Genomic DNA, 26691 nt, shown 5'->3' with positions numbered 1-26691 from the left:
TCCGGTTGTTCATTTGCTGTATGCTGTTCTTTGCTCTTTTTCTGTTCCAGACCCCGCGTTATTCTGCAGCAAGTTTTTCGGATTCGGTGTCGGTCGATGCAGGGATCGAATTGACGCTTGGAAATGTAAAACTTGAAGATGCATCCAGCGATTTGAGACAAAGCGTCTCGCTTTCAGCGGATTCGCCTGAACAGACGCTGTTGACGACCACCTTGCGGAATGCCGGCAGCCTCGATGGCAAAATCGGCTACAGACTGGATGGCAGCATACCAAACACTGTGGCTGCAGGAGTCACTTTGGCTCTCTATGAAGGGGATGAGTATGTTGCGGATCTTGAGCTAGGGAAGGACAGCTTTATCGAAAAAGGCGGGGAACCGGTCGTCATCGAGCCGGGCAGTCAAAAAAACTACAGCGTCAAGGTCAAGTCTGCGATGATGCCTGATGCGACCGAGAATTTCGAGCTTTCCATCGCATTCAGTCTGACGCAAACCAACGCTAGCGACCCGAAGCAGATGTTCCATGATGAAGCGCAATTCGATCCGATCGCTATCGTTCTGGAAGCCGAAAATCTGATTCCCGGATGGCCGCTGGATAGTGATCCTAGGTGGAAATTTGATTCCAAAACGGGTGTGCGGTATATCAATGAGTTAGAAACTGAAATCATGTACTATGGTGAAACAAAAGATGGTACGCGGATCAAAAATTTAGACGATCTATCCATTTACATCGATTACAGCAAGAGCAATCAAAAATGGAATTTCAAACAAATTTCGAAATTGGACCCGCCTTTTAATGTCAAAGAAGAATGGTCGGATGGCAAAGTGCGTGTTGATGTATCCTTGGACGCTGATGTGAATCAGTACATGCATTCGACTACAATAAGCGATTATGATTACGATATGAAATTTCAGTTTCAATCCAACAATAATAAGGTTTTAACTTTTAAAGGATCCCTATTCGCGAAAAGATTGCTTTTAACAACCGATAACGCTGACTATCATAATAATGCAGAATACCGAAAAGATGTCCTGCCTATTTATACTTCTAAACAGGATTCCGTTATGCGCTTAGCGTATATCCAGAATAATACCTACTCGCCGCTCGCCTCTTTATCAGAATCACCGCTGCAGCTGTCCGCATACAGAATCAGATTCGAAGCGCAAAAGGCCGACGCAATGATTGCCAAAGTGGATAAAAGCACTAATTCTTTTAAAGTGAAAGTTGCGGATTTCGTCAGCGATTTGGATGAGATCAAGCGGCTGACCATTTTCATTACAGGCACTAGCGGGGAAGAGTTAAAAATAGAAAGAAATGTGAAAGCTTTGCCGATTGATCCGTATATGCAAATTCCAACGGATTGGTATGATATCGGTGGCAACAATCAGGTGAAAATCAGCAGCCAAGAACTTAACATTCCGGTGCTTAAGAAACCCCAGGGCAATACAATTTATTATGTCAGCGATGAAGGGAATCCGCCCGTACTGTATCTCATGAATACGGGCAACCACTACTTTGATTTCCGATTCCCTGGTCAAGCGGAAATGATCAACGGCCTGCGCATATCTGAGATTGTTTACAGCCCAAACCTGAAAATCATGAAAGTTACGTTCTCGTTCGAATCCATAAACCTTCCTGATGGGTTTAATTTTAGCCTGAGCAACGGAATCAACGATATCATCAGCGGCAGTTATTACAAATTCAACTTCATCAGGAATGGTCAAAACCTCGGTGTAATGGCCAATACGTTGTCAGCATCCGAAAGTCTTCAAACTTCACAGACTCCCCTACAATCGGAACCAGAAGCTGCGCAATCGGCAAGTGTTGAAACTACCGATGAGGGTGATTTATTGGAAGCTGCTCCGGAAGAAGCTGTGTCACAGGATGAGGCCGTCGGTGTATTATCTGAATCAACGGTACCAGAATCGGGTACACAATCAGATTAAACAAGAGAGGAGGCTGGGACTAAACTCCCAGTCTCTTTGTGTATCCGAACATAGTGTGCGTAAACGCGGGACAGAACGCAGCCCCTGGCTCCACTTCACGAACAATGCTCGAATGGCCTGCAACCATTCTGCGCTTGTCCGCTCCAGTGGTCCGGAGCTAAACGCGTTCTGTCCCGCTCTCTTCTTTTTTTTGCCAAATTTCCCGGAGAGCTAAACATTCATCGTCAACTCCGGTGAACCTGCCGTTCCTCGGAGTGGGGCTCTTGTTTCTAGTTGTAACTTCGATGAAGCGAGCTTCTCCGGAGATGGCGGCTTTCAATTACCGGCCAACTCCGGCCGAACGCGGCTTCCCCGGAGCTACGCTGGACCTGAGGCAATATTTTCCGGAAAGCCAGCAACACGCAACCAAGGCTCTTTTTTGGTTTGTAAATTTATCAACCGAAGCGCCGCTAATCTTTTGTTTATGTGGTAAGTATAGTAAAATAGAAATAAGGAAAGCGTTTTCTGGTTGATTATTCCGAAGGAGGGGGTTTGAATGATAAATTATAAGAATATATTGATCCCGGTGGACGGATCGGAGGCTTCGATCAAGGCGTTCAAGCAGGCGGTGCACATCGCCGCCAGGAACAATGCGGGACTGTATCTGGTTGCGATATTGGATAAGGTGGACAATGCCGATGAGGCGGCTCAACTGCAGAAAGACAAGGATTCTTTGTTCGATGAATTTGACCGCTATGCACGGGCGAACGGGGTGGCGGTGCATAAAGAGATGCGCACCGGCAATCCGAAGGAAATGATCGCCAAGACACTCATTGAGGAATGGAATTGTGATTTGATTGTAATGGGGGCTACCGGAAAGGGCACCATCGCGAAATTAGTGGTCGGTTCTGTGACGAATCATGTCATCAAACACGCACCATGCGATGTATTGATTGTAAGGAACGATTAATCAGACGCTTTTGAACCAACGAATCAGGAGACGCAAAAAAGTCCAGTTACCTAACCGTAACTGGACTTTCCTTTTTAAAGAATGATTTTTGCGGAGCTGCCTTCCGCCGTGCGGTCGACTTCGATGTGGACAGGTATGCGCGTCTTCAATTCCTCGACATGCGAAATGATGCCGACCAAACGTCCGCAACTGTTCAACGAGAACAGCGCTTCGATGGCGGTATCCAAGGATTCGGGATCCAGAGAACCGAATCCTTCATCAATGAACAAGGTATCGATCTGGATGCCGCCGCTTCGGCTCTGCATCACGTCGCTCAGACCCAGGGCGAGGGCAAGCGAGGCCTTGAAGCTTTCGCCTCCCGACAGTGTTTTGACGCTGCGGGTTTGGCCGGTGTAATGGTCGAACACATCCAAGTCCAGGCCCTTTGCTCCGGCGCCTTTTCCTTTATCTTCCTTCCGCAGCAACAGGTAGCGGTTGTTCGTCATCTGTTGGAAGCGCAGGTTGGCGGCTTCGATGATTTCCTCGTAATAGATTGCCAAGACATAACGCTCGAAGGAAATATAGTCGGTTTCTTTGCTGCCGTTGGCGATCTCCGACAAGGTTCGGTATTTCTGGTAATCGGCAATGATCTGCTGCTGTTTTTTGTAGATGGAGGCGATTTCTTGGGCAGCTTTCTTAAGCATCTGGATGTCGCTGACAAGCTGATCTTTTTGTCCTTCCGCTTCGCGGATGGCGCTGTCAAGCAGCATTTTTTGTTCGGCACAGGAAGCGATGGTTTGATCGGCCCCCAGTCCCGCGGCGGCCTTGCTTTGTTCCTGCAACCGGTTCAGGGTAACGTTCAGCTCATCTTCATGACTGCGGATCCGTTTCTGGATATCCAGACATAAGGCTTGATCCAATATCAGATGATCGAAAGGTTCTTCCGGCCCGGCAGCATCCAGCACAGCTGTGTAGGCTGTTTCCGCAAGCTGCAGAGCGGATGTGGCTTCCTCCACTTGAGCTGCGTAGGTGGTCCGGTTGGCGAGGCAGACTGCTGTCTGTTTCTCGAGTTCCGCCACTTCATTCTTCAGCCTGTCGGAGTCAATTGCATAGCGTTCAATTTTTTCGTTCAGCTGCAGGATCTCTTTTTGAACGATAGCGATGTCCTTGTCGCCCGTTACTTGTTTTTCCCGCTCGATGTCGGCCGACAGATTCCGGGACAGGGTTTCGTTCAACAGCAGCGTCTGCTGAAGGGCAAGAAACTCCTGTTCGATTTCCTGCAGGTGCGCTTCGATGTCACTTTGCGCCTTGATGAGCGCCTCTTCTTCGGCCAACACTTGCTGCAGACCCTTCATCTTCAGCGTCAGCCCTTGCTCTATCGCGATGGCCATGTCGCGTTTTTCTTTCTGTTCCTGCCTGAAATCAGCGAAATTTTCAGCCGGAATAGAGAATTCTTCGAACAGATCGGCCAATTGTTTGCGGATGCTGGACAATTCGGCAGCTGCCAGCTGGTAATCCGAAAAGGCCTGGTTCCGCTGTTTCTCCAACCTTTCCCGGTCCTGATCGGAGAGGGTGTCCGCCGTTTTTTGCGCGGGGGTGGGATGCTCCGCGGAACCGCAGACGGGACAAGCTTCCCCTTCGACCAGCTGTTCCGCGAGGATGCCGGCGATATTGCGGTTGTAAAGGAGGACTTCATCATTGAACTGCTGATCGAGCTTCAAGAATTCTTTTTCGAGAATCAGGAACCGTTCACTTGTGGTGACTTGCTCATCCAATAATTTTTGGGTTTGGCTGATCCTTTTCTGGAGCTGCTCGGATTGCTGCAGGCTCATTTTGCATGCGCTCATTTGCTCTTGGAGGATTGCCGCATCCTTTTGGGCTTGTTTCAGTGCCGCAAGTTTTTGTTGGCACTGTTCCTGGGTTGCCTTCTGCGCCTGTTTGAGATCGGCCTGTTTCTGCAGTTCTTTGCTGGCATCGCTGCACGCTTGCTGGCAACCGGCCAGTTCTTTCTCTTTTTTCGCCAGTGCGATAAGCTGTTTTTCCTGTTCCTTCGCTGCGTCTGCCTGATCGCGCAGGCCCGGGATCAGCGAAAAGGCAAGCTCGGCTGCTTGGAATGCCGATTTTTTTTCGTGCGTTGCCTGTTCCAATTGATCCAGAAAAACGTCATTCTTTTCGGCCTGTTCTTGCTTTGCGTTCCGGTTCGCGGAAGCGGCAGCGTAAAGCAGCCTCTTTTCCTCGGCTTTGACGGCTTGTTCATGGCGTTCCAATTGCCTCTTCCATTCGGAAACAGTGGTTTCCTCTTCCTGAAGCGCCTGTTGTCTTGCCTCCAGCTGCACGATTTCCTCCAACAGTTTGATGGTATCGGAAGCGGATTGGCTTTGTGAACGCAATGACGTGAGCCGCAGTTCCAGGACCGCGCGCTCTTCTTCGAGGGCCGACAGCAGTTCTGCGATCCGCGTGAGGATGCGCTCGGTATCCTGCAGGCTGAGTGCTCCCTGCAGCGAATCGTCGGAAATTCCCGAAGCGAACGAGTAAGCGGTCTGCAGCGAATCCTGCGCGGATGTCGCCTGGCTCTGGAGCGCTTTTGCTTTCTCCTTCAGTTGCTCCTGGAAATTTTTCAGGATTTCGGTCCCGAAGATGTTGCGGAAGATGGCCTCTTTTTCGTTGCTGTTCGATTCGAGCAGCTTTTTGAATTCCCCTTGCGGCAGCATGACGATCTGTTTGAACTGCTCGTAGTTCAGGGAAAGCAGCTGTTCGATTTCGGCATTGGCATCGCGGGCTTTCGTCGTCACGGTGTCGTCGTGGTAAAATGCCACATCGGCCGACAGATTGATGATTTTCCCGCTCTTTCCGGGACCCGTCTGGGCAGGGGAACGCCGGACGCGGTAGTTTTTCCCGTTGTATTCGAACGTCAGATCGACGTAACAGATGGCGTTTTCCGCTGCGAACTGCGACTTGAACGTATCCTTTTCCCGGCTGCTGCCGCTGGCGACGTCATACAGGGCGTAGGCGATGGCGTCGAAAATCGTTGTCTTGCCGGCTCCGGTCGGCCCGCTCACAAGGAAGAGGGTCTGGTTCTGGAACTGGGTGAAGTCCAACACGGTTTTTTCTTTGTATGGCCCGAAAGCGCACATTTCCAATTTTAACGGTCTCATCTAATCCTTCCTTCCCAAAGCGGCAAAGACATCAGCCACGATTTTTTGGCCGGACTCATCCAATTCGATGGCGCGGTATTGTTCATAGAAGTCCTTGAACAGGTCGGGGTAGGACAGCTGCTGCAGATCCTCGCGGTTATGCTGCAGTGCCACCGATTCGGTTTCTCTGCGGCTGACGTATTCGAGGCCCATCGCCTGGGGATAGCGGCGGCGCAATTGGTTCATCGCGTCCAGCACATATTCCGTATCCTCCAGCTCGAAGAACAGGTAATCGTCGGATTGTCCTTTCATCAGCTCGGGGAATGTGCTCCTGATCGTGCGCATATCGCGCAAAGGCTTGATGCGCAAAGGTTCGATCTCCAGCCTGTCTTTTTCTATCGTTACGATGCTTGTCTGCTTTTGGTGCGGGGTTTCCGATTTGGAATACTTCAGGATCGAGCCGCTGTAGCGGACTTTGTCGCTTTTGACTTTCTGGGCCTTGTGCAGATGGCCCAGGGCGACGTAATCGAAGTCCTCGAACAGCGACACATCGACATATTCGGAAGTGCCGATGCTGAGCGGACGTTCGGAATCGGAAGGTTCGCTCGTGTCGTTGCCGGCCTGGATCACATAGCCGTGCGCAATCAGGATGTTCACTTCATCCGGGTTCATCGTTGCTTTGATGGGCGCGAGCAGTGCGCGTACGGCATCCTCCATATTTTTGATGCTGTCGTCTTTGAGTGTTTCCCGGACATAGACATGGTCCGCAAAGGGCAGCAGGTAAAAATTGGTTCCCTGGAAAGGAACTTTGCGGATGACCGTTTTCAGGGTTCCTTCTATGTAAAGGCGGCTGTCGGCCAGCAATTCGGCGGCGTATTCGATCCGTTCGTTGCTGTCGTGGTTGCCGGCGATGACGAACACAGGGACGCCCAATTCCTTCACCATCCGGGTCAGTGTCCGATTAGCCAGCGTCACCGCTTCTTTCGGAGGCAATGAGCGGTCGTAAAGATCTCCCGCCATGATGATCGCATCGATTTCTTTTTCTTTCAGTGTTTCAATCAGTTTCGTCAAGTAATGGGCCTGATCGTCCAGCATGGAAAAATCATTGACGATTTTGCCGAGATGCCAATCAGCCGTATGCAGTATTCTCATGGGAAAGACTCCTGTCCGTCGGTTAGTATGTGCATTAAAAAAGTTGCGCGCAGCTTATTTTCAAGGTGAATAAGTTCATTTTCCATTATAACAGACTATCCCGGAGGCGAGCAGGGACAAATGCAGCGGAGCGAGTGAAATGCTAGTGAAGTTGACGATTTTGGGCTATAGTATGAGTAACAGAGTGTTTGACAAAAGCAGCTGAAGGAGGAACGGAAATGGATCTGGGGCTAAAGAACAAAGTGGCGTTGGTCATCGCTTCAAGCCAGGGGTTGGGCAAAGCGGTCGCGAAGGAGCTCGTCAAAGAAGGTGCGCACGTCATGCTCACGAGCAGAAGCGAAGACAGATTGGCTGAAGTCAAGGAAGAGCTGGAAACCTTGCATGGCGGGAAGGTCGCGTATTTCCCCTGCGACATCACCAAAGTTGAGGACATCCGGAAGCTGGTGGAACGGACGCATGCCGTATTCGGGAAAATAGATATTTTGTTGAACAATGCAGGCGGGCCGCCGAGCGGGAAATTCGATTCCTTTTCCGATGAGGCTTGGCAACAGGCATTCGAATTGAACTTGCTGAGCTATATCCGGATCATCCGCGAAGTGCTGCCCGATCTGCGCAAAGAGGGCGGACGCATCGTCAATATCGCCTCGATTTCGGTGAAGACGCCGTTGCCGAACCTGGTGCTTTCCAATACTTTCCGGAACGGCATTGTCGGATTGAGCAAAACGCTGGCCGATGAATTGGCTGCCGACAACATCCTTGTGAATGTCGTTGCGCCGGGGAAAATCGCCACGGATCGCCTGAAATATCTGAATGAAGCGAACGCCAAAGCCAAGGAGTTGTCATTGGCGGAAGTCGACAAAGCCGCAATCGCAGGCATTCCCTTGGGCCGCTACGGTACACCGGAAGAATTCGCGAAAGCCGTCGTTTTCCTTCTTTCCGAGGCGAATACGTACATCACCGGCAGCACACTTTATGTGGATGGAGGGGCAGTCAAAGCGATTTGAAGGCGCCCCCTTCTTCCGAACAGACAGGAGAATGACTTATGGGACAAGTAATCATCAACGCAGACGATTTTGGCCTCACGAATGGCGTGAACTACGGCATCATCGACAGTTTTTTGTACGGCATCACCACATCGACGACTTTGCTGGCGAACGGCGCGGCATTCGATCATGCCGTGGAATTGGCTTCGGACCATCCGGATCTGGAAATCGGGGTCCATCTGAACCTGACGCTCGGCAAGCCGCTCTTGCCTGATGCGGCCAGCATCAGTGCCGATGGGCGTTTCCGCACAAGGGAATATGTGCAGCAGCAGGCGGCCGCGCTGGATTTGGACGAAGTCTACGCGGAGTGGCATGCGCAGATCGAGAAGGTGCGCAAGGCCGGCATCAAGCCGACGCATCTGGATTCGCACCATCATGTGCATATGCTGGAGCCGCTGAACAAGGTCATGCTGTCGCTCGCGATCCAGTACGATCTGCCGATCCGCGATCACTTCGAAGGCAGCCATGGGGTGTTGCACACGGACCGTCAATTCGATCTCGGGTTCGCGGCTGAAAAACCGCAGGCCGAATTGGGCATGGATGTGCTGGAGCGGTTGGATGACATCATGGCCGTCCTGGAAAAGCCGGACACGTCGGTTGAATTGATCGTGCATCCGGGCTATGTCGATGCCAGTCTGGAGCGCGTGAGCAGCCTCCAGAAGGACCGGGCCTATATGGCGGAATTTTTGATGCACTCCGATTTTGCGGATCGGATCCGGGAAGATGATGCTATCCAGTTGATTTCGTATGCCGAGTTGGAAGAATAATTTTGATAGGCATGATAAAAGCTGTCCCGGTTCCGGGACAGCTTTTGTCGTTCTCCGGCGGCCGGCGGCTTGGCCGGAGAACGGACTGCATATGGGCTAGTGTGCTCCGATGAGGTCGGCTTCGTCGGAGTTGAGCCTGAAAGCTACCGGTGTCCTCCAGGGACCGCCACCTCACCGGAGCTGCGGAAAGAACCCGGGCTTCTTTTTTATTTGTATTACTAAATTATAATAATTATCATTAACGAAAATACAGCAAACAGTGTTAAAATAGAGGGATGGAGCATGGCCGCCCCGGACAGCGATTTTTGGAGGACGCACCGGGTTCGGCTGCATATTTAATGATAAAGGAGCAATTTAAAAATGGCATTATTGGAAATGAAGCATCTGAGTTTTGTGTCGGACGGCAAAGTCATTTTGGACGACATCAGTTATTCATTGGAGGAGGGTGCATTCCTCTCGATTACCGGCCCGTCCGGAAGCGGCAAGAGCACGCTGTTGAAAATCATTGCGACCATCCTGTCGCGCACTGAAGGGGAAATCCGCTACAATGGGAAATCGTTGGATGATTACGAACCGACCGACTACCGCAAGGAAGTTTCGTACACGTTCCAGACACCCGTTCTGTTCGGAAAAACCGTCCGCGATAATTTGGCATTTCCTTACGAAATCCGCAAAAAGGAATTCGATGAAAAGAAAGCCATCTCCTATCTGGAATCGGTCGGGTTGCCCAAGGAATACTTGGATAAGGAAATCAATACTTTGTCCGGCGGGGAGAAGCAGCGTGTCGCTTTGATCCGCAACGTCCTTTTCCAACCGAAAATCCTCCTGCTCGACGAAGTGACGAGCGCCTTGGATGAAGCAAATCGCCAGATTATCTGGAAATGGCTCCACGAATTGCGCGCGCATTCCGAAATGACGATCATCATGGTCAGCCATAACGAGGAAGAATCCAGCTTGGCCGATAACAACATTCATATCGTTGCCGGCAAAATCGTAAAAGAGGAGGCAAAATAAGATGGATCTGCAAGTCAGCCCAATCACGCTCATGTTGAGCTTTTCGTTGGTATTGGTGGGAGTCTATATCTCCTACAAAGAAAAATTAGGCACAGCCAAAGACATTTTGTACAGCATCGCCAGAGCGGTTGTGCAATTGATAGCGGTCGGATACGTTCTGACCTATCTGTTCAACGTAAACAATACGATCGTCACCTTGGCGATGGTCGCAGTCATCGTGTTCAATGCGTCATGGAATGCCCACAAACACAGCAGCAACATTCCGAACTCCTTGAAGATTTCCTTGATCGCGATCACTGCATCCGCGATTTTGACGTTGTCGATCTTGGTCCTGTCGGGGTCGGTCAAATTTATCCCCTCACAGATCGTGCCGATCACCGGGATGATCGCCGGAAATGCGATGACGACCATCGGCTTGTGTTACCGCAACCTCAATTCCTTGTTCCGCGATCAGCGCCAACAGATTCTGGAGAAACTGTCGCTTGGAGCGACTCCGAATCAAGCGTCGCGCACGATTTTGCGGGAAACGATCAAGTCAGGCATGCAACCGTCCTTGGATTCCGCCAAGACTGTGGGGATCGTCTCCTTGCCGGGGATGATGTCGGGCCTGATGTTTGCCGGAACGGTTCCGTTGACGGCCATCATGTATCAGATCTTGGTGACGTTCATGCTAGTGGCGGCGACAAGCATTTCCTCCTACATCGCCTCTTTCATGGCGTACCGCGAATTCTACAACGACAGACAGCAACTGCGCGTCTGATTACAGCAGCTTTTTCGGTTGGTCCGCGCTGAGAAGTATGGTATTCTTGCTACTATAATATTGATTTTGGAGGCGCAACGTTGAGTGGATTAATTTATCGCAACAATCATCGCATCAAAGGCTATGAATGTGACATCACCGGAGAGATCACCTTGCCGTCGCTCGTCAACTTGATGGTGGATCTGTCGGGCCAGCAGAGTGATTCCTTGGGCAATACGAATGATCAGATGTCCGAAAGAGGGCTCAGTTGGATCATCGTGCAGTACGATATGCAGATTAAGCGCATGCCGCACAGTGGAGAAGCAATCATCCTGGAAACGGAAGCAATGAGCTACAACCGCTTTTTCACGTATCGCCGCTTCCGAGCTTACGACGAAAGCGAGCAGCTGTGTGTGGAAGTGATGACGAACTTCGTCATGATGGACATCGAGTCCCGCAAAATGGTCCAGATCCAGAAAGAGTTGCTGACCGTCTATCAGGCAGATGAAATCAGGACGATGGTGCGCATGCAGAAGCCGATTCCGCTTGAGCTGGATAACTGCAGGGAGCAGGATTTCCGCGTCAGATACCTGGATATCGATTACAATCGCCATGTCAACAACGCGAAATATTTCGACTGGATCATCAACACGATCGATCCGAAATTCATCATGGACCACCAGCTGTCCGCCGTCACGATCAAGTATGAAAAAGAGGTCGAGTACGGCAACAGCATCACCAGCGTCATGTCGACGAAAGAAGCGGAAAACGGCGAAACCATCACCGCCCACCGCATCATGAACGGCGAAGACTTAGCCTGCGAAGCGCATATCGTCTGGAAAAAAGTATGAAAAAGAAGGAGGCGCAGCCCGGACGATTGGGCTGCGCCTCCTTCTTTTTCATTGTGCGACGGCGACAAAATGATGAAAAATCGTCCGCATATCCATCATTTTCTCACCGTCGCCGTCCCAAGGCCAAAACGCACCCAAAGACTCAGGCCTTGCTGGGGCTGCCTTTGGGCGACAACGTATGCAGACGGGATCAAACAAACGAACAGCCATCCGGTTCACATGTAACCGGGTGGCTGTTCGCTTTTAAGTGATGTCTTTAGGCTTCTTCCGTATAAAGTGCGTTGATTCTGGCTTGCACGTCTTTATCTTCCAGGAACTCTTCGTAGGTTGTGTCCATTCTGTCCACAACGCCGTTCGGAGTCACTTCGATGATCCGGTTCGCGGTAGTGTTGATGAACTCGTAATCGTGTGAAGTGAACAGCAACGCGCCTTTGAAGGCGATCATGCCGTCATTCAAGGCCGTGATGGATTCCAGATCCAAGTGGTTCGTCGGATCATCCAGCACCAAGACGTTTGCTTTGGAAAGCATCATCTTCGATAGGATGATACGGACTTTTTCTCCCCCGGATAGGACAGAAACTTTTTTCATGACGTCTTCACCGGAGAACAGCATGCGGCCCAGGAAGCTGCGCAAGAAGGTGTTGTCGTCTTCTTCTTTGCTTGCGAATTGGCGCAACCATTCCAGAATGGTGATGTCAGGATTCGGGAATTCGTTCGTATGGTCTTTCGGCAAGTAGCTTTGTGAAGTTGTGACGCCCCACTTGAAGGTACCGCCATCCGCTTCCATTTCACCCATCAAAATCTTGAAGAGGGTAGAGGTCGCGATATCTTTGCGGCTGGTGAATGCGACTTTATCGCCTTTATTCAGCGCAAAGCTGATGTTGTCCAAAACTTTGACACCGTCGATTGTCTTGGAAAGATTTGAAACCATCAACAGGTCATTGCCGATTTCGCGCTCCGGTGTGAAGCCGACGAACGGATATTTACGGGAAGATGGCTGAATATCATCCAAGGTGATTTTTTCCAGAGTCTTTTTACGCGATGTCGCTTGTTTGGATTTCGAAGCGTTGGCGCTGAAGCGCGCGATGAAATCCTGTAATTCCTTGATCTGTTCTTCTTTTTTCGCATTGGAATCGGCTGCCAATTTGGCCGCCAATTGGCTGGATTGCATCCAGAAATCATAGTTTCCGACATACAGTTTGATTTTTCCGAAGTCGACGTCGCACATATGCGTACATACGGTGTTCAGGAAGTGACGGTCATGGGAAACGACAATGACTGTGTTCGGGAAATTGATCAGGAACTCGGACAACCATTCGATGGACTGCTTGTCAAGACCGTTAGTCGGCTCGTCCAAAAGCAAAACATCGGGTTTGCCGAAGAGGGCTTGTGCCAGCAAAACTTTTACTTTTTGCGGTTCCAAGAGGTCGCTCATCAGTTTGTAGTGCAGATCTTCGCCGATGCCTAACCCTTGCAGAAGGCTGGCTGCGTCGGATTCGGCTTCCCAACCGTCCAATTCAGCGAATTCGCCTTCAAGTTCGCCGGCTCTGATGCCGTCTTCCTCAGTGAATTCAGTCTTCGCATAGATGGCATTTTTTTCTGCCATGATTTCATAGAGGCGTTTGTGCCCCATGATGACAGTGTCCAATACTTGGTGTTCTTCGAAACCATAGTGGTTCTGGTTCAGAACCGCTAAACGTTCATTTGGATCCAAAATGACATCCCCGGTAGTGGGCTGGATAACGCCTGATAAAATCTTCAAGAAAGTCGATTTCCCGGCTCCGTTAGCACCGATGACGCCATAGCAGTTTCCAGGGGTGAACTTCAGATTAACATTGTCAAACAACTTGCGATCGGAAAATTGTAAGCTGACATTTGATACGGTAATCATTTTTTTACATTCCTCAATTCTTATTTATAGTCAATTAATTCTAGCATATTCCAGAAAAAATAAAAGGATTTTAACAGCGTGTTTACAAAAATCGAGTGGCTGGTTTCTCATCTGTCAATCGTTCATTGGATAATATCGCATTATTGCCATTATTTCGGGATGGCAGTTCTTTGTGACAGCGACATGGAAAAAATGAGAAAACGGTAAGTTTTTGCGGTTAAACGTTCTCAGCAATAGTAACGAGGAGGATGCCATGATAGAATGAAAAAAATCGAAAAAAGAAAGTTGGCTGAGATTCAATGGATAACAAATTATCGAATAAAGAATATATATACATAGGCTCCATGCTCTTCGGCTTATTTTTCGGTGCAGGGAATCTGATTTTCCCGGTCCATATGGGCCAATTGGCGGGACAGAATCTGATTCCGGCAATGCTGGGGTTCATCGTGACGGCAGTGGGGTTGCCGTTCTTGGGCATCGTCGCGATGGGGCTTTCCGGAAAAGAAAGCTTGCTGGAAATGGCGAGCAAAATCCATCCTAAGTACGGCGTTTTTTTCACCTCCGCACTGTATCTGACGATCGGGCCGTTCTTTGCGACGCCGCGTACGGCGACTGTCTCGTTCGAGGCAGCCTTTGCGCCTTACTTGGATCCTTCCCTGGCAAAAATGGCGCTTTTTTTCTTCTCGCTGATCTTCTTCACAGCGGTGCTCTGGTTCTCACTGAAGCCTTCGGAAATTTTGAAATGGGTAGGCAAGGTGCTGAATCCGATTTTCCTGGTATTCCTTTCGGTCCTGATCTTGTTCGGATTTTTCGCGCCGATGGGTACAGCGGGTGAAATCCCGGTGGATGCGAGCTATCAGACAGGCGCATTCTTCAAAGGCTTTCTGGAAGGGTACAACACGATGGATGCTTTGGCTTCATTGGCTTTCGGGATCATCGTTGTCACAACGATCCAGGGATTGGGCGTCACCAAGCCGACCGCCATCGCGAAGGACACGATCAAGTCAGGACTGATCAGTATGCTGTTGATGGCTGTCATTTACGGCTCGCTGGTCTACTTGGGCGCAACGAGCCGCGGCATTTTTGAAATCAGCGACAATGGCGGCATCGCCTTGGCGCAAATCTCGAACGCATATTTCGGAATTTTTGGGGCAATCGTGTTCGCGATCATCATCACCGTTGCCTGCCTGAAAACAGCAATCGGGTTGGTGACGGCCATCAGCGAAACGTTCGTGCATATGTTTCCGAATTCATTGGATTACAAAAAGTATGTCTATCTGTTCACTGCGATTTCCTTCGGTTTGGCGAATCTGGGCTTGAGTCAGATCATCGCGTTTTCGATTCCGGTGTTGATGTTCCTGTATCCTTTGTCGATCACGTTGATTTTGCTTTCGATCACGAGCAACCTGTATAACGATCGGGCGATCGTCTATCAGATGACGACCTTGTTCACCTTGCCGTTCGCGATCGTCGATTTCCTGAAGGCTTTGCCGCAAGGACTCAAAGACGGTGCCGGCATGAACGGCATCATCGCCTGGACCGACTCAGCGATCCCTTTGTCAGATATCGGAATGGGTTGGCTGATTCCGTCGATGATCGGTTTTGCGATCGGCTTGGCGATTTCGAAAAACAACAAATTCGCATCATAATGAAAGAAGAAGGTCAGGAGCTGATTCCTGACCTTCTTCTTTTGTTATTTCTTGAATCTCCGCTGGATTTTTTTGAACCAAGTATCCTTCTCGGCAAAGATCGGGATTTCTTTTTCCTTGTTCGCCAAGTCCATGAAATATTTTTGCGCATCAACTGTCGGGTCATCATTCCGGACGTGCCGATAGGTTCCGTCAGGGGAGAGTTCGCGCGCTTTCGTGTTGTCGGCAAGGTAGACTTCCATCAGCGAAAGGATTTCTTTTTTGATGGCCTGATCCAGGATCGGAAACTCGATTTCGACACGCTTGATCATATTGCGGGTCATCATGTCCGCAGAGGAAAGGAACAGTTTATCTTCCCCGTTATGATGGAAATAATAGATCCGGCTATGTTCCAGAAAACGGCCGACGATGCTGCGGACACGGATGTTCTCGCTCACGCCGGGCACTTGCGGTTTCAGGCAGCAGATGCCGCGGATGATCAGGTCCACCTTGACGCCGGCTTGGCTGGCCTCGTAAAGCTTCATGATGACGCGCTTGTCGGTCAAGGAGTTCATTTTCGCCAGAATATGCCCATTCCCGAATTGCCTGTGGGAGGCGATTTCATCGTCGATGTACTCAATGAACGAATCCCTGATCTCGAAAGGCGATACATGCAAGTGGTTGTACTCGGGCTGGTCGGAATAGCCGCTCAAGTAGTTGAAGAAGTTTGTGGCATCTTCGCCGATCTCTTTATTGGCGGTGAAAATGCCCATATCGGTATAGAGTCTGGCGGTCTTGTCGTTGTAATTTCCGGTCGCCAAGTGGACATAACGGACGATCCGGTCGTGATGTTTTTTTACGACCATTGTGATTTTGCTGTGGGTCTTCAAGTGGGTCATTCCGTAAAGGACGTGCGCACCGGCTTCTTCCAGCTCTTTTGCCCATTGCACGTTATTTTCCTCGTCGAAACGGGCTTTCAGCTCGACAAGCACAGTGACCTGTTTGCCGGCTTCGGCGGCTGTCTTGAGCCCTTCGATGATCGGTGAGTCTTTGCTGACACGGTACAGCGTCTGCTTGATGGCGATCGTATCTTCATCTTCAGCGGCGCGCTTGATGAAGTCGACTACCGGATCGAATGAATCATAGGGATGATGCAGGAAAACATCCTGCTTTTCGACCACGTCAAAGATATCCTTTCCGGACAGCTCGCTCGGTGTGACCGGCGAAAAGCCGGGATAGACGTCTTCAGGTGAAGCAATCGCCAGGTGACGGGTCAACTTGCTCAGGAAAGTAAGATCCAGCGGCCCCTTGATCATATAGACATCGCGGTCCTCCAGATCCAATTCCGTCTGCAGGAAGCGCACATCCCCTTGAAGGGAGTCGATCGTATCGCGGGTATCGATTTCAAGACGGACGGCCATTCCGTTTCTCCGTTTCTTCAGGTAATCCTGGATGACCACAAGCAGATCATCCGCACCGTCTTCATGCAAATCCAGATCGGCATTGCGGGTGATTCGGAAACTGAAGCTGTTCGTTACGGTGAAGCCCTTGAAGAGCGTATGGATGAAATGGCGGACAACATCTTCCAACAGCACGATGCCGACATCGTTCATGTCTTCATCCAAAAGAATGAAACGTTGCAGCGGAGCGGGAACGGGAACAATAGCTACCCGGGTCGCAGCTTCTTTTTTCAGGTTCACAAAAATGTGGATCAATTTGTTGTTCAAGTTAGGGAACGGCCGATAGGCGTCGATTCCAAGCGGCGTCAGCGCCGGAAAAACCTGCTCGTGGAAGGTTTCTTCGACGACAGCCAGTTCGCTTTCGGAAAGTTCGCTGATTTTTTTGATGCGGACATTTTTTTCGGCCAATTTTTTCAGCAGTTCAGAGTAGTACTGGTACTGTAAAGCGATGTTTCCGCTGTTTTTCTCTGAGATGGCGGACAACTGTTCCAATGGGGTCATACCCGTCTTGCTGTCCGTGATATGGTAACCGAGTTTGAATTGATCCTGCAACCCGGCAACCCGGATCATGTAGAACTCATCAAGGTTGGAACTCGCGATGGCTAAAAAGTTCAGCTGTTCAAGCAAAGGATTATGGGGATCGATCGCTTCCTCGATGACCCGTTTGTTAAAATCGAGCCAACTCAACTCTCGATTGAAATAATGATCTGCATGAGCAAGATCCGGTTTACTATCTGATTCCATCATATGACACATCCGTTCGTTCGATTTCTAAGCTTTATTTATAGCATATATTTGTTAAGATTCTGTAAATATAATGTTAAGCTTGCCGCTCAGCAAACGTTCGATATGTTTGCGTTGACGTTCGGCGCGGTATTCTTCTGCAAGGATGTCTCCCTTATAATAAAGCACCAGGTCGTGACCGTTTTTCGTTTTTTTGATTTTGATGTTCTTGATGACTTCCATATGCGAATCGTTGATGGCATCAGCGAATTTGATGATGCCGCCCAGCGATTGCAGTTGGTCGACCTGAGTCACTGTGTACCAATCCGTATAGCCTGTCAGATATTGGTTGAAGAGCGAGCGGTTCTTGAAACTCGCCAACAAAGCGATGCTGACCCGTTCCTTGTGGCTGATGCCATCCAAATCACTGTTGGAGATGATGTAGAAAGTATGCTGTGAACTGGCGCCGGTTTCGACGAATTGCCCCAGATAATACAGGTAACTTCCGAAATGCAGCAGTTTCTCCATTTCCGGATTTTTTTCGAATATGCCCAAACGGCACAATTCTTCATAGAGCCTATCGACCAGTTTCACCCTATGTTGCGCAACATGCGCCAAAGTGTGGTAGCTGGCGGCCAGTCTGTTGACGGTCTGAGCCGCAATGTTGAAGATGCTGAAAGCTTTGTTTTCGTATTTGTTGTTCAAATATTCCATAACGATGCCTTCGCGCAAGCCCTTGTTGCTGAACAGGAACACCGGTGCCTTGACTTCGTCGAAAAGGGTGTTGAAGACCACATTCGCCGGGATGATCAGGTCGCTGCGGTCCCGGCTCAGGCCGTCCAGATTCTGCAATTGCGGAATGCTCAGTGATTGGAACAAATCCAAGGTGCGCTGCAAATCATTCCGGTACATGCGGTATCCGTGCACGCCAGCCAACCGATAATTGATTTGGCGCTGGTGGACATTCGCGATGCTGCGTGCAGAACCGCCCATGGCCACGATCGGGACTTGTTTCTTGCTGAGCCATTTGATCGATTTGAACTGCTCTTTCACGAATTCCTGCATCTTCTTGATCGCCTTCGGATCATTGTGTTCCTTTCCGTCGAAGAACAGCTGCTTCAGTGTGACGACCCCGAACGGGAAACTGTGGTATTGTTTAAGCTCTTTGTTTTCATAGTAAGTGACTTCCGTGCTTCCGCCGCCGATATCGATCGTGATGCCGCTGGAGAATTGGGTCGTATGCAGCACGGCATAATTCCCGTAGAAGGCCTCTTTTTCTTCCGGCAGTAGCATCATTTCGATGCCGGTTGCTTTCCGCACTTGCTTCATGATGTCATCGCGGTTGCTCGACTGGCGGATGGCAGCAGTGGCCACAGGCATCAGGACGCTGACTTTGTATTGGTCTGCGACAGCTTTGAAACTTTTCAGGACCTTGACCAGCATATCGATCCCGGCTTGGGACATCATTTTCTTTTTGTCCAAATACTGAAAAAGGCGTGCGGGGGTCTTGATATTCTGGACTTGAAACATCGTAAAGTGCTCATCGATTTCGAAGATGACCAAACGGATTGTGTTGGATCCGATATCGATCAGGCCGATTCTTTCTAATAACATAAAAGTCTCCTTCCGAATCCCGCATCATCCAAGATTCCTCACTTTTCATTTTACTGGAATTCGGCAGTTTTGTCATAAAATTATCTTTTTCAGCCATCGATTCAGGCAAGAAAAGTCGATCGATGTTACAAAGGTGGGTCAAATGTTGCGAAAAGGTTACGAAACAGAGCGGAAAAAGGCAAAAAAATGGTTCGGATGAATCATTTGATACGGAACAGTAAAAGGAATGCAACCCTTCCTTAAGACAACTTCGATATAATAAAGGAGCATTTTCCAACGAGAAAAAGAGAGGCGTGACATTTTGAATCATACAAAGCGTATCGGGAAACTGTTGTTGGCCGGCTTGGCAGCAAGCCTGACCCTTTCCATTACACAAGTTCAAGGTTCCACCTTAGATAATTTAACCCAAGAAGAACAAAAGACTGAGTCGCAGATTGCTTCCTTGGAAGTGACGATCGGTGAGACATTGGCATCCATCAACCTGAAGCAGATGGGGATCGATGATCTGAAGGCTCAGATTGCTGCGGCAGAAGAGAACCAAACCGAAATAAAAACAGCAATCGAAGCGCAAAAAGAAGTGATTGCTTCGCGCAAAGAGCAACTCAAATCGCGTCTTGTAGCATTACAGACCTCGAATGCAACAACAAACCAGATTCTGATGCTGATCGATTCCGAAAACTTTGCCGATTTCATCAACCGGGTCTACGTAGTCGGCCAATTGCAGTCCGCCGATAATGAACAGATCAAATCCGCCATTTCCGAAGAGGAAAAATTGACGGCTTTGGAAAAGCAGTTGGATGACGAAATCCAAGCAGTCAAGACTGCAGAAAGCCGCCTGAAATCCGAATCCACTGCGCTGGCCGGGGAATTGTCCTCATTGAAAGGCATTCTGTCGGAGAACAAAACCGTGCTGTCGCAAGTCAAAACCGAGTATGCGACGGAAGCTGCCCGTTTGGCTGCCGAAGAGGCGCAAGCTAAAGCTGATGCCGAGTCCGCTGATGTCGCAGCACGAGCGGCGGAAGAGCAGCAAGTTGCGGAATCGAGCAGTGTGGTTATCGGATCGGCTGCCACTACAGCGTCGTCGGTCCAAGAGAGTGCTGTCGCATCATCCGAACCTGCGCCGGTGAGCCAGATCACCGACAGTTCGGTTGCTTCGGCCGAACCTGCGGCGGTCGTGACTGCAAACGCTCCGGCCGTGACGGAAGCGCCTGCCGCACAAGGGAAGACCGTGGTCGTATCAGCGACTGCTTATTCGCGTCATGAGGCGGGCTTGTCCAACTTCACAGCAACCGGAATCGATTTATCGGTCAATCCGATGGTCATTGCCGTCGACCCATCCGTGATTCCTTTGGGCAGCCTGGTCAGTGTGCCGGGCTACGGCATCGCGATTGCCGGTGACACCGGCGGAGCGATCGTGGGGAACAAAATCGACCTGCACATGGAAGACCTGAATGCCGCGCTTTCTTACGGCAGACAAACATTGACGATCACCATCCTGCAATAAGTACGCTGAATCGGGTTGCCCCATCAAACAGGGGCAGCCCGATTTTTTTCGGTTGGTCAGCGCGTCCCCAACTCCGGCGAAGGGAAGATTGGCCGGAGTTGGCGAGACGACCGGGAGGCTGCCTCCGATGAAGCAGAGCTCACCGGAGGAGAACCTCTCTCTATCCCACCAGCACCGGGGAGACCTTCCCCGGTGCTCCTCCGTCCAAGGATTTCCCGTTTCCTGAATTTCATAAAAAACAAAGGCTGCCCCGGAAATGAAGGGCAGCCTCGTTTTGCTATGCTATTACAATACTTTATTCAGGAAATCTTGCGTACGCGGGTTTTGCGGATTGCCGAAGACTTCTTCAGGCGTGCCTTCTTCGACGATGTAGCCGCCGTCCATGAAGATGACGCGGTGGCCGACTTCTCGGGCAAAGCCCATTTCGTGTGTCACGACGACCATGGTCATGCCTTTTTTAGCCAATTTTTTCATGACTTCCAGAACGTCGCCGACCATTTCCGGGTCAAGCGCGGATGTCGGTTCATCGAAAAGCATGATTTCCGGGTTCATTGCCAATGCCCGCGCGATTGCGACACGCTGTTTTTGCCCGCCGGAAAGGGAACTTGGGAAAGCATCGGCTTTTTCGGACAGACCGACCGTTTCCAGCAATTCCAACGCTTTTGCTTTTGCGGCTTCTTTGGTTTCGCGTTTCAGTTCGACCGGAGCCAAAGTGATGTTGTCCATGACCGAAAGGTGAGGGAAAAGATTGAAGTGTTGGAAAACCATGCCGATTTCTTCGCGGACTTTATTGATGTCCGTTGTCTTTTCGGTGATGTCCTGCCCGTCGATCAGCACGTGCCCGTCGGTGACATCTTCCAGCTTGTTCAGGCAGCGCAGAAGGGTACTTTTGCCGGAACCGGAAGGACCGATGATGCAGACCACTTCGCCTTCAGCGATTTCAAGGTTGATGCCTTTCAGAACCTCGTTGTTGCCGAAGCTTTTCTTCAGGTTCGTGACATTTATTTTTGCGTTAGCCATTCTTTAGTCTCCCTTCAAGGTTTTTGGAAATCTTCGTAAGGATCGTGATGACGATGATGTACATCAAGCCGATGATCATCCACATATTCCCGGAAGCATAGGTTCTGGCGATGATGATTTTGCCGGTCTGGGTCAATTCAACCAGTCCGATGATCGACAGGATGGAAGTGTCCTTCAAAGTGATGACGAATTGGTTGATGAACGAAGGGATCATGATGCGGATTGCTTGCGGCAAAATGATTTTGTTCATCGTCGTTTGGTAAGTAAGACCTAAGCTGCGTCCTGCTTCCATCTGTCCGACATCAACGGCTTTGATACCGCCGCGGAAGATTTCCGCCAGGTAAGCTGCAGCATTCAGGCTCAGCGTGATGATACCGGCAACCGTCGAACTCATACGGATGTTCATCAATTGCGGAATCGAGAAGTAGACGAAGAATGCCAAAACAATCAACGGCACGCCGCGCATGATGTCAACATAAATGGTTGCGATCCAGTTCAACGCTTTGTTAGGCGATACGCTGAAGAGTCCGATCACGATACCCAAGGCCAAGGCGATCACGATCGATGCGAATGTGATCAGAATCGTTCTGCCTAACCCTGACATAAGTGTCTTCCAGTTTTCTTGGATCAGCCCGAAGAAAGAAGTGTTGCTTGCTTCTGTGTCTGAACCGAGGTAATTATTGAGGATTTCTTCATAAGTACCGTCAGCTTGCAGGTTGGCTAGCCCTGTATTGATCATGTTCAGCAGTTCCGCGTTCGTATCTTTTGCGACTGCGATTCCATAAGAACCGCCTGCTTCTTTTTCGGTTGCTAGTTTCAGGGCGATGCCTTGACCTTCGATGGCATAAGCCATAACCGGATAATCTTCGAATGCCGCGACAGAATTGCCGGCGATGACGTCTTGATACATATTGGCTGAATCATCGAATGTGGCCAATTTGAAGCCATACTCATCTTTGATCGATTCAGCGAAAGCAGCGCCTTCTGTACCTGTCTTCACTGCGACTGTTTGACCTTTCAGGTCGTCGTAGCTGTCGATGTTGCTGTCTGCAGCAACCGCCATAACAACGCCGCTTTCGAAATACGGCTCGGAAAAATCAAAGGTTTGTTTGCGTTCGTCGGTGATGCTCATGCCGGCAATGACGGCATCCACTTGTTTGGCTTCCAATGCCTGAAGGGCCGCGTTGAATCCGAGTGGGCGGATTTCGATTCCGAAACCTTGATCCTTAGCGATAGCGCGGATCAGATCCATGTCGATGCCCACATAGTTGCCGTTCGCGTCCTGGAATTCGAAAGGGGCGAAAGTTGTGTCGGTCGCGATGACGAAGGTTTTGCCATTTTGTGCCGGGACATCCAGGCTGGTATCAGCCGAAACGCCCAGGTATTTTTCTTGGATCGCTTGGTAGGTGCCGTTTGCTTTCAAGTTTGCCAAACCGGCATTGAACATTTCCAGCAATTCCGGATTGGTGTCTTTTGCGACAGCGAAACCGTAGGAACTCCCGGCTTCTTTGTCAGTGGCCAATTTCAGGGCCAGACCTTGATCTTCGATGGCATAGGCCATGACCGGATAATCCTCGAAAGCTGCTGCAGAATTGCCGGACAGAACGTCCTGGTACATGTTGGCGGAATCCTCAAATACGGTGGTGGTGAACCCGTATTCATCCTTGATGGATTCAGCAAACGTAGCGCCTTCTGTCCCGGTTTTGACCGCAACATTTTGGCCCTTCAAATCTTCGTAGCTTGAGATGTCGCTGTCGGAAGCGACTGCCATGACGACGCCACTTTCAAAATACGGTTCCGAAAAGTCGAAGGTTTGTTTGCGTTCGTCGGTGATGCTCATCCCGGCGATGACGCCGTCGACTTGTTTGGTTTCCAAGGCCTGCAGAGCGGCATTGAATCCCAATGGACGGATCTCCACTTCAAAGCCTTGATCCTCCGCAATTGCTTGGATGAGTTCCATATCGATCCCGACAAATTCGCCGTTCGCATCCTGGAATTCAAATGGTGCAAAAGTGGTGTCTGTCGCGATGACAAACTTTTGTGTTTCCGCGGCTGCCGCCACTTCTTGTTGGGCTGAGCCAAAAATAAAAAAGCCCAAAGCCATGAAGAGCATCGGCAACTTTAGTCGCAATTTCTTGCTTAACATATTTTTTTCCTCCTTATAAACAGCATTCCTTCCAATATAACCATGAGATTACGATGAAGCCTCTGCTTGAATATTCATATAATACCACATCGAGATTATATTTTAAATTCACAGAAACTACAATCAGATTACGACGTGAATATGTTAGGAATTCTGACACAAAAGCATCGGTTCGATAAAACGCTAACAAATCGGTGTTAACTAACTCGGCTTATTCAGGAACGTTCGGAAAATGAAAGGCAAAAAGCCTTGATGTGATGGCATGAAAGCTATCACGTCAAGGCTTTTTTTACTGTTGCGGAGTATCGGGGCGATCATTTGAAAGCCCGGCTCAGGTCTTCAATCGCGCCGACCAGTGCATCCAACTTTTTTTCCATCCGGTGCAGCAGGTACATCGCGATCACGATCGGAAATCCGGTGTTGCTGATCAGTTCCATATACGCCAGCACGTCCACGTTCGCATCCATTCATTTTCCTCCTTTCCTACATCCATAAAGACGTATTCAGGGGAGAATATGTAACCGTTCAAGGAACCGCTCCATGCCTACAAGTTTTCGTTGATGCAGCGCATGATGGCCTCGGCCACACCGTTTTCCGAGTTTTTCGAAGTGAGGTACTTCGCGAATTCCTTGACGCCGTCTTCGGCGTTGTCGACTGCGAAGCTGGCGCCCGCCACCTGCAGCATCGAGACATCATTGAAGTTGTCCCCGATGGCCATGACATTTTCCAATGCAATGCCCCTTGCTTGGGCGAATTTTGCCAGCGCGACCCCTTTTTGGGCTTCCACATGGTTGATTTCGATATTGTTTCTGAAGGAGGAAGTCACGACCACGCGGCTGTCTTCGGCCAGTTTGGTGCGGATCGGTTCCAGTTCGGCTTGGCCGGTATCGCTGAAGACCAAGATTTTCAGGACTTGTTGGTCATGGTCATCCAAGACTTCCTTGAAATTTTCGACATAATTCACGTGCATCAGCTCCAACCGGGCTACCGCCAGAACAAGCGCCATTTTGAAGGTCGTGTCGGGATTGGTCTCATGCAGCAAAGAAGTCATCGATTCGATCCGGCGTACTTTGTTATCCGAGAATATCCCTTTGGATGTCATGAGCTCGCAGTAAAGGCCGTAATTTCTGACATCCTCCAATATATGGCGCGTTGTCGTCTTGTCGATGCCCAAGTTTTCGACCAATTGCCCGTCTTCGTCAAATACTTGCCCGCCGTTGAGCGTGATCATTGGGCAATGGAGACCGGCTTCCTTGAGCGCCGGCACAGCTTCAGCATAGCCCCGGCCTGTCGCCACCATAAATTTGATGCCTAATCTATTCGCTTCGTTGATGGCGCTCACGTTCGATTTGGAGACTTCCATCTTTTCGTTCAATAAAGTGCCGTCCATATCCGAGACGATCAGTTCAATCATATAGTCATCCTCCTGTTGGGTAATTGCAGTATATTCACCCTTATATTCTACCATGCTTTTTTCATTTAACTGAGAATTTGTTCGCGGCCGGCTTAAATATCCAGAGAGGAAGCGGAAGGGCTGAAAAGGGTGCCTCCATTATGGTAAGATTGTCGATGAACCAATGAAAAATATTGAGGGATAGTGATGTGAAAAAGATGGCCAAAGCAATCATCCACAACGAGTGGCAAGAAAAATTGGAAAAGGAGTTCGAAGCGCCGTATTACCGGCAGTTGCGCGCCTTCCTTAAGGAAGAATACCTGAACGGGACGGTCTATCCCGGGATGCAGCACATCTGGGAAGCCTTCGAACTGACGCCGTACAATCAAGTGAAGGTGGTCATACTCGGGCAGGATCCCTACCACGGTCCGGATCAGGCGAACGGGTTGAGTTTTTCGGTCCAGAAAGGGGTCAAATTGCCGCCCTCCTTGGTCAACATCTATAAGGAACTGGAGGATGACTTGGGGATACCTCCGGCAAAACATGGCGATCTGACCTCTTGGGCGAAACAAGGCGTCTTTTTGTTGAACACAGTCCTGACGGTCCGGGCCGGTGAAGCCAATTCCCACCGCGGCAAAGGCTGGGAACTGCTGACGGATGCTGTCATCCGGGCATTGAACGAGCGGGAGGAACCGGTCGTCTTCATCTTATGGGGAAACGCGTCGATCGCGAAAAAAGTATTCATCGACACAAAGAAGCATGTGGTGATCACGTCGCCGCATCCAAGTCCGTTGTCTTCCTACAGGGGCTTCTTCGGGTCGAAGCCTTTTTCCAAAACGAATGAGGCGCTCAAATCATTCGGTGTCGAGCCGATCGACTGGCGCCTGCCGGAATAAGAATAGGAAGGGGGAGGCTCATGAGGGGGAAGATGTTGAAGACCGATAAGGGAAATCTTTACTATCAGGTAGGGGGCTCGGGCGAGGCGTTGCTGCTGCTGCACGGAAACGGCGAGGACTCCGACCTGTTCGCAAAGCAATTTCCGTTCTTCACGAGGCATTTCCGGGTCATTGCGCTCGATACGCGGGGCCATGGCCGCTCGGAGCTGGGCGTGGAGCGGCTGACCTTCAAACAGATTGCGGAGGATATCCTTGCGCTGTTGGACAACGAACGGATTCGGAGGGTCCACGTGTTGGGGTTCAGCGATGGCGGCAATCTGGGACTCTATTTAGCGGCGCATCATCCGGAGCGGACGGCTTCTTTGATCGCGATGGGGGCAAACTATCAAGCGGATGGCCTGACGGATGCCTGCTATGCGGAAACGCTGGAACACTACGAACAACTGCTTGCTTTGCCGGATACCGATCCGGAAAAGATCCTTCGCCTGTGCATCCATAATCTGATGCTGAGTGAACTGGACCTTTCTGAGGCGGATCTGCGCAGTATCCAGGCACCGACGCTGCTGTTGGCAGGTGAATTCGATCTGATCCGTGACGATCAAACGGAAGCGATGCACCGTCTGATTCCCGGATCGCAAAAATATATCGTTCCAGGAGGCCATCACAGCTTTTTCGTGGATGACCCGAAAGTGCTGGAACGCCTTGCCAAAAAATTCTACGCATCTTTGTGATTACCGGAGCGTATCAGGAGGTGCTTCCGGAAAAGTGTGGTAGAATGAAATTCTGAAAAGCGGCCTGCATGGGTGATCAGCACTACTGCCGCTCCAGAACCCAAAAAGTGAAAA

Annotated in this window: 20 protein-coding genes; 11 read left to right on the top strand and 9 right to left on the bottom strand. The window is 50.1% G+C overall.

What is annotated here, in order from left to right; translation table 11 throughout:
• The first annotated feature begins 110 nt into the window (after positions 1-110).
• Complete coding sequence (locus tag BMX58_RS01650; protein WP_131814019.1) at positions 111-1943, top strand: hypothetical protein; 1833 nt, start codon at positions 111-113, stop codon at positions 1941-1943.
• 535 nt (positions 1944-2478) lie between these two features.
• A complete protein-coding gene (locus BMX58_RS01645; protein ID WP_068621405.1) occupies positions 2479-2892 on the top strand; it encodes a universal stress protein in 414 nt (137 codons plus the stop codon).
• A 74-nt stretch (positions 2893-2966) separates the two neighbouring features.
• Here BMX58_RS01645 and BMX58_RS01640 read toward each other — a convergent pair whose 3' ends face one another.
• Positions 2967-6026, bottom strand: a complete 3060-nt coding sequence (locus tag BMX58_RS01640; RefSeq protein ID WP_068621403.1) for an AAA family ATPase — start codon at positions 6024-6026, stop codon at positions 2967-2969.
• The gene (locus tag BMX58_RS01635; protein ID WP_068621400.1) at positions 6027-7157 is read right to left on the bottom strand and encodes an exonuclease SbcCD subunit D; all 1131 of its coding nucleotides are present in this window, start codon (positions 7155-7157) and stop codon (positions 6027-6029) included. It lies immediately after the preceding gene.
• Positions 7158-7375: 218 nt separating this feature from the next.
• Between BMX58_RS01635 and BMX58_RS01630 the strand changes: the two genes are divergently transcribed.
• The 5 genes from BMX58_RS01630 to BMX58_RS01610 all read left to right on the top strand — a co-directional run bounded on the left by BMX58_RS01630 (position 7376) and on the right by BMX58_RS01610 (position 11571).
• A complete protein-coding gene (locus BMX58_RS01630; protein ID WP_068621398.1) occupies positions 7376-8161 on the top strand; it encodes an SDR family oxidoreductase in 786 nt (261 codons plus the stop codon).
• 38 nt (positions 8162-8199) lie between these two features.
• Positions 8200-8967, top strand: coding sequence for a carbohydrate deacetylase (locus tag BMX58_RS01625; protein WP_068621396.1), 768 nt, complete (start codon positions 8200-8202; stop codon positions 8965-8967).
• Positions 8968-9327: 360 nt separating this feature from the next.
• The gene (locus tag BMX58_RS01620) at positions 9328-9981 is read left to right on the top strand and encodes an ABC transporter ATP-binding protein (protein WP_068621394.1); all 654 of its coding nucleotides are present in this window, start codon (positions 9328-9330) and stop codon (positions 9979-9981) included.
• A gap of 1 nt (position 9982) precedes the next feature.
• Positions 9983-10741 (top strand): ABC transporter permease, encoded by a 759-nt coding sequence (locus BMX58_RS01615; RefSeq protein ID WP_068621392.1) that lies wholly within the window; start codon positions 9983-9985, stop codon positions 10739-10741.
• Between the two features lie 80 nt (positions 10742-10821).
• A complete protein-coding gene (locus BMX58_RS01610) occupies positions 10822-11571 on the top strand; it encodes an acyl-[acyl-carrier-protein] thioesterase (RefSeq protein ID WP_068621390.1) in 750 nt (249 codons plus the stop codon).
• A gap of 256 nt (positions 11572-11827) precedes the next feature.
• Here the strand turns inward: BMX58_RS01610 and BMX58_RS01605 are convergent, their stop codons facing one another.
• Entirely contained in the window at positions 11828-13462 is a 1635-nt protein-coding gene (locus BMX58_RS01605) for an ABC-F family ATP-binding cassette domain-containing protein (protein ID WP_068621388.1), read from the bottom strand.
• A gap of 299 nt (positions 13463-13761) precedes the next feature.
• On the opposite strand from BMX58_RS01605, the gene brnQ reads away from it, so the two are divergent.
• On the top strand, positions 13762-15111 hold the full coding sequence (gene brnQ, locus BMX58_RS01600; protein WP_068621386.1) for a branched-chain amino acid transport system II carrier protein: 1350 nt from the start codon (positions 13762-13764) through the stop codon (positions 15109-15111).
• A gap of 44 nt (positions 15112-15155) precedes the next feature.
• On the opposite strand, the gene BMX58_RS01595 is transcribed toward brnQ, so the two are convergent.
• Together BMX58_RS01595 and BMX58_RS01590 are read right to left on the bottom strand one after the other, a co-directional pair.
• The gene (locus BMX58_RS01595; protein WP_068621385.1) at positions 15156-17297 is read right to left on the bottom strand and encodes an RNA degradosome polyphosphate kinase; all 2142 of its coding nucleotides are present in this window, start codon (positions 17295-17297) and stop codon (positions 15156-15158) included.
• A gap of 51 nt (positions 17298-17348) precedes the next feature.
• Positions 17349-18887: a Ppx/GppA family phosphatase gene (locus tag BMX58_RS01590; RefSeq protein ID WP_068621383.1), complete on the bottom strand. Its 1539-nt coding sequence runs from the start codon at positions 18885-18887 to the stop codon at positions 17349-17351.
• A gap of 301 nt (positions 18888-19188) precedes the next feature.
• On the opposite strand from BMX58_RS01590, the gene BMX58_RS01585 reads away from it, so the two are divergent.
• Positions 19189-20391: a 3D domain-containing protein gene (locus BMX58_RS01585; protein ID WP_068621381.1), complete on the top strand. Its 1203-nt coding sequence runs from the start codon at positions 19189-19191 to the stop codon at positions 20389-20391.
• A 285-nt stretch (positions 20392-20676) separates the two neighbouring features.
• Here the strand turns inward: BMX58_RS01585 and BMX58_RS01580 are convergent, their stop codons facing one another.
• The 4 genes from BMX58_RS01580 to BMX58_RS01565 all read right to left on the bottom strand — a co-directional run bounded on the left by BMX58_RS01580 (position 20677) and on the right by BMX58_RS01565 (position 24971).
• Positions 20677-21411: an amino acid ABC transporter ATP-binding protein gene (locus BMX58_RS01580; protein WP_068621379.1), complete on the bottom strand. Its 735-nt coding sequence runs from the start codon at positions 21409-21411 to the stop codon at positions 20677-20679.
• The gene (locus BMX58_RS01575) at positions 21404-23557 is read right to left on the bottom strand and encodes an amino acid ABC transporter substrate-binding protein/permease (RefSeq protein ID WP_068621377.1); all 2154 of its coding nucleotides are present in this window, start codon (positions 23555-23557) and stop codon (positions 21404-21406) included. Before BMX58_RS01575 ends, BMX58_RS01580 begins: the two co-directional genes overlap by 8 nt.
• A 314-nt stretch (positions 23558-23871) precedes the next feature.
• A complete protein-coding gene (locus BMX58_RS01570) occupies positions 23872-24024 on the bottom strand; it encodes a YvrJ family protein (protein WP_084253768.1) in 153 nt (50 codons plus the stop codon).
• A gap of 77 nt (positions 24025-24101) precedes the next feature.
• Positions 24102-24971, bottom strand: a complete 870-nt coding sequence (locus tag BMX58_RS01565; protein WP_068621375.1) for a Cof-type HAD-IIB family hydrolase — start codon at positions 24969-24971, stop codon at positions 24102-24104.
• A gap of 197 nt (positions 24972-25168) precedes the next feature.
• Here BMX58_RS01565 and BMX58_RS01560 point away from each other — a divergent pair, with 197 nt between their 5' ends.
• The gene (locus BMX58_RS01560; protein ID WP_068621621.1) at positions 25169-25846 is read left to right on the top strand and encodes a uracil-DNA glycosylase; all 678 of its coding nucleotides are present in this window, start codon (positions 25169-25171) and stop codon (positions 25844-25846) included.
• Positions 25847-25866: 20 nt separating this feature from the next.
• Positions 25867-26577, top strand: a complete 711-nt coding sequence (locus BMX58_RS01555) for an alpha/beta fold hydrolase (protein ID WP_068621373.1) — start codon at positions 25867-25869, stop codon at positions 26575-26577.
• The last annotated feature ends 114 nt before the right edge of the window (positions 26578-26691 follow it).

This window comes from Trichococcus ilyis, assembly GCF_900109135.1.
Lineage (GTDB): Bacteria > Bacillota > Bacilli > Lactobacillales > Aerococcaceae > Trichococcus > Trichococcus ilyis.
Note: the sequence above shows the minus strand (reverse complement) of the source record. Positions and strands in the feature narration are given on the sequence as shown.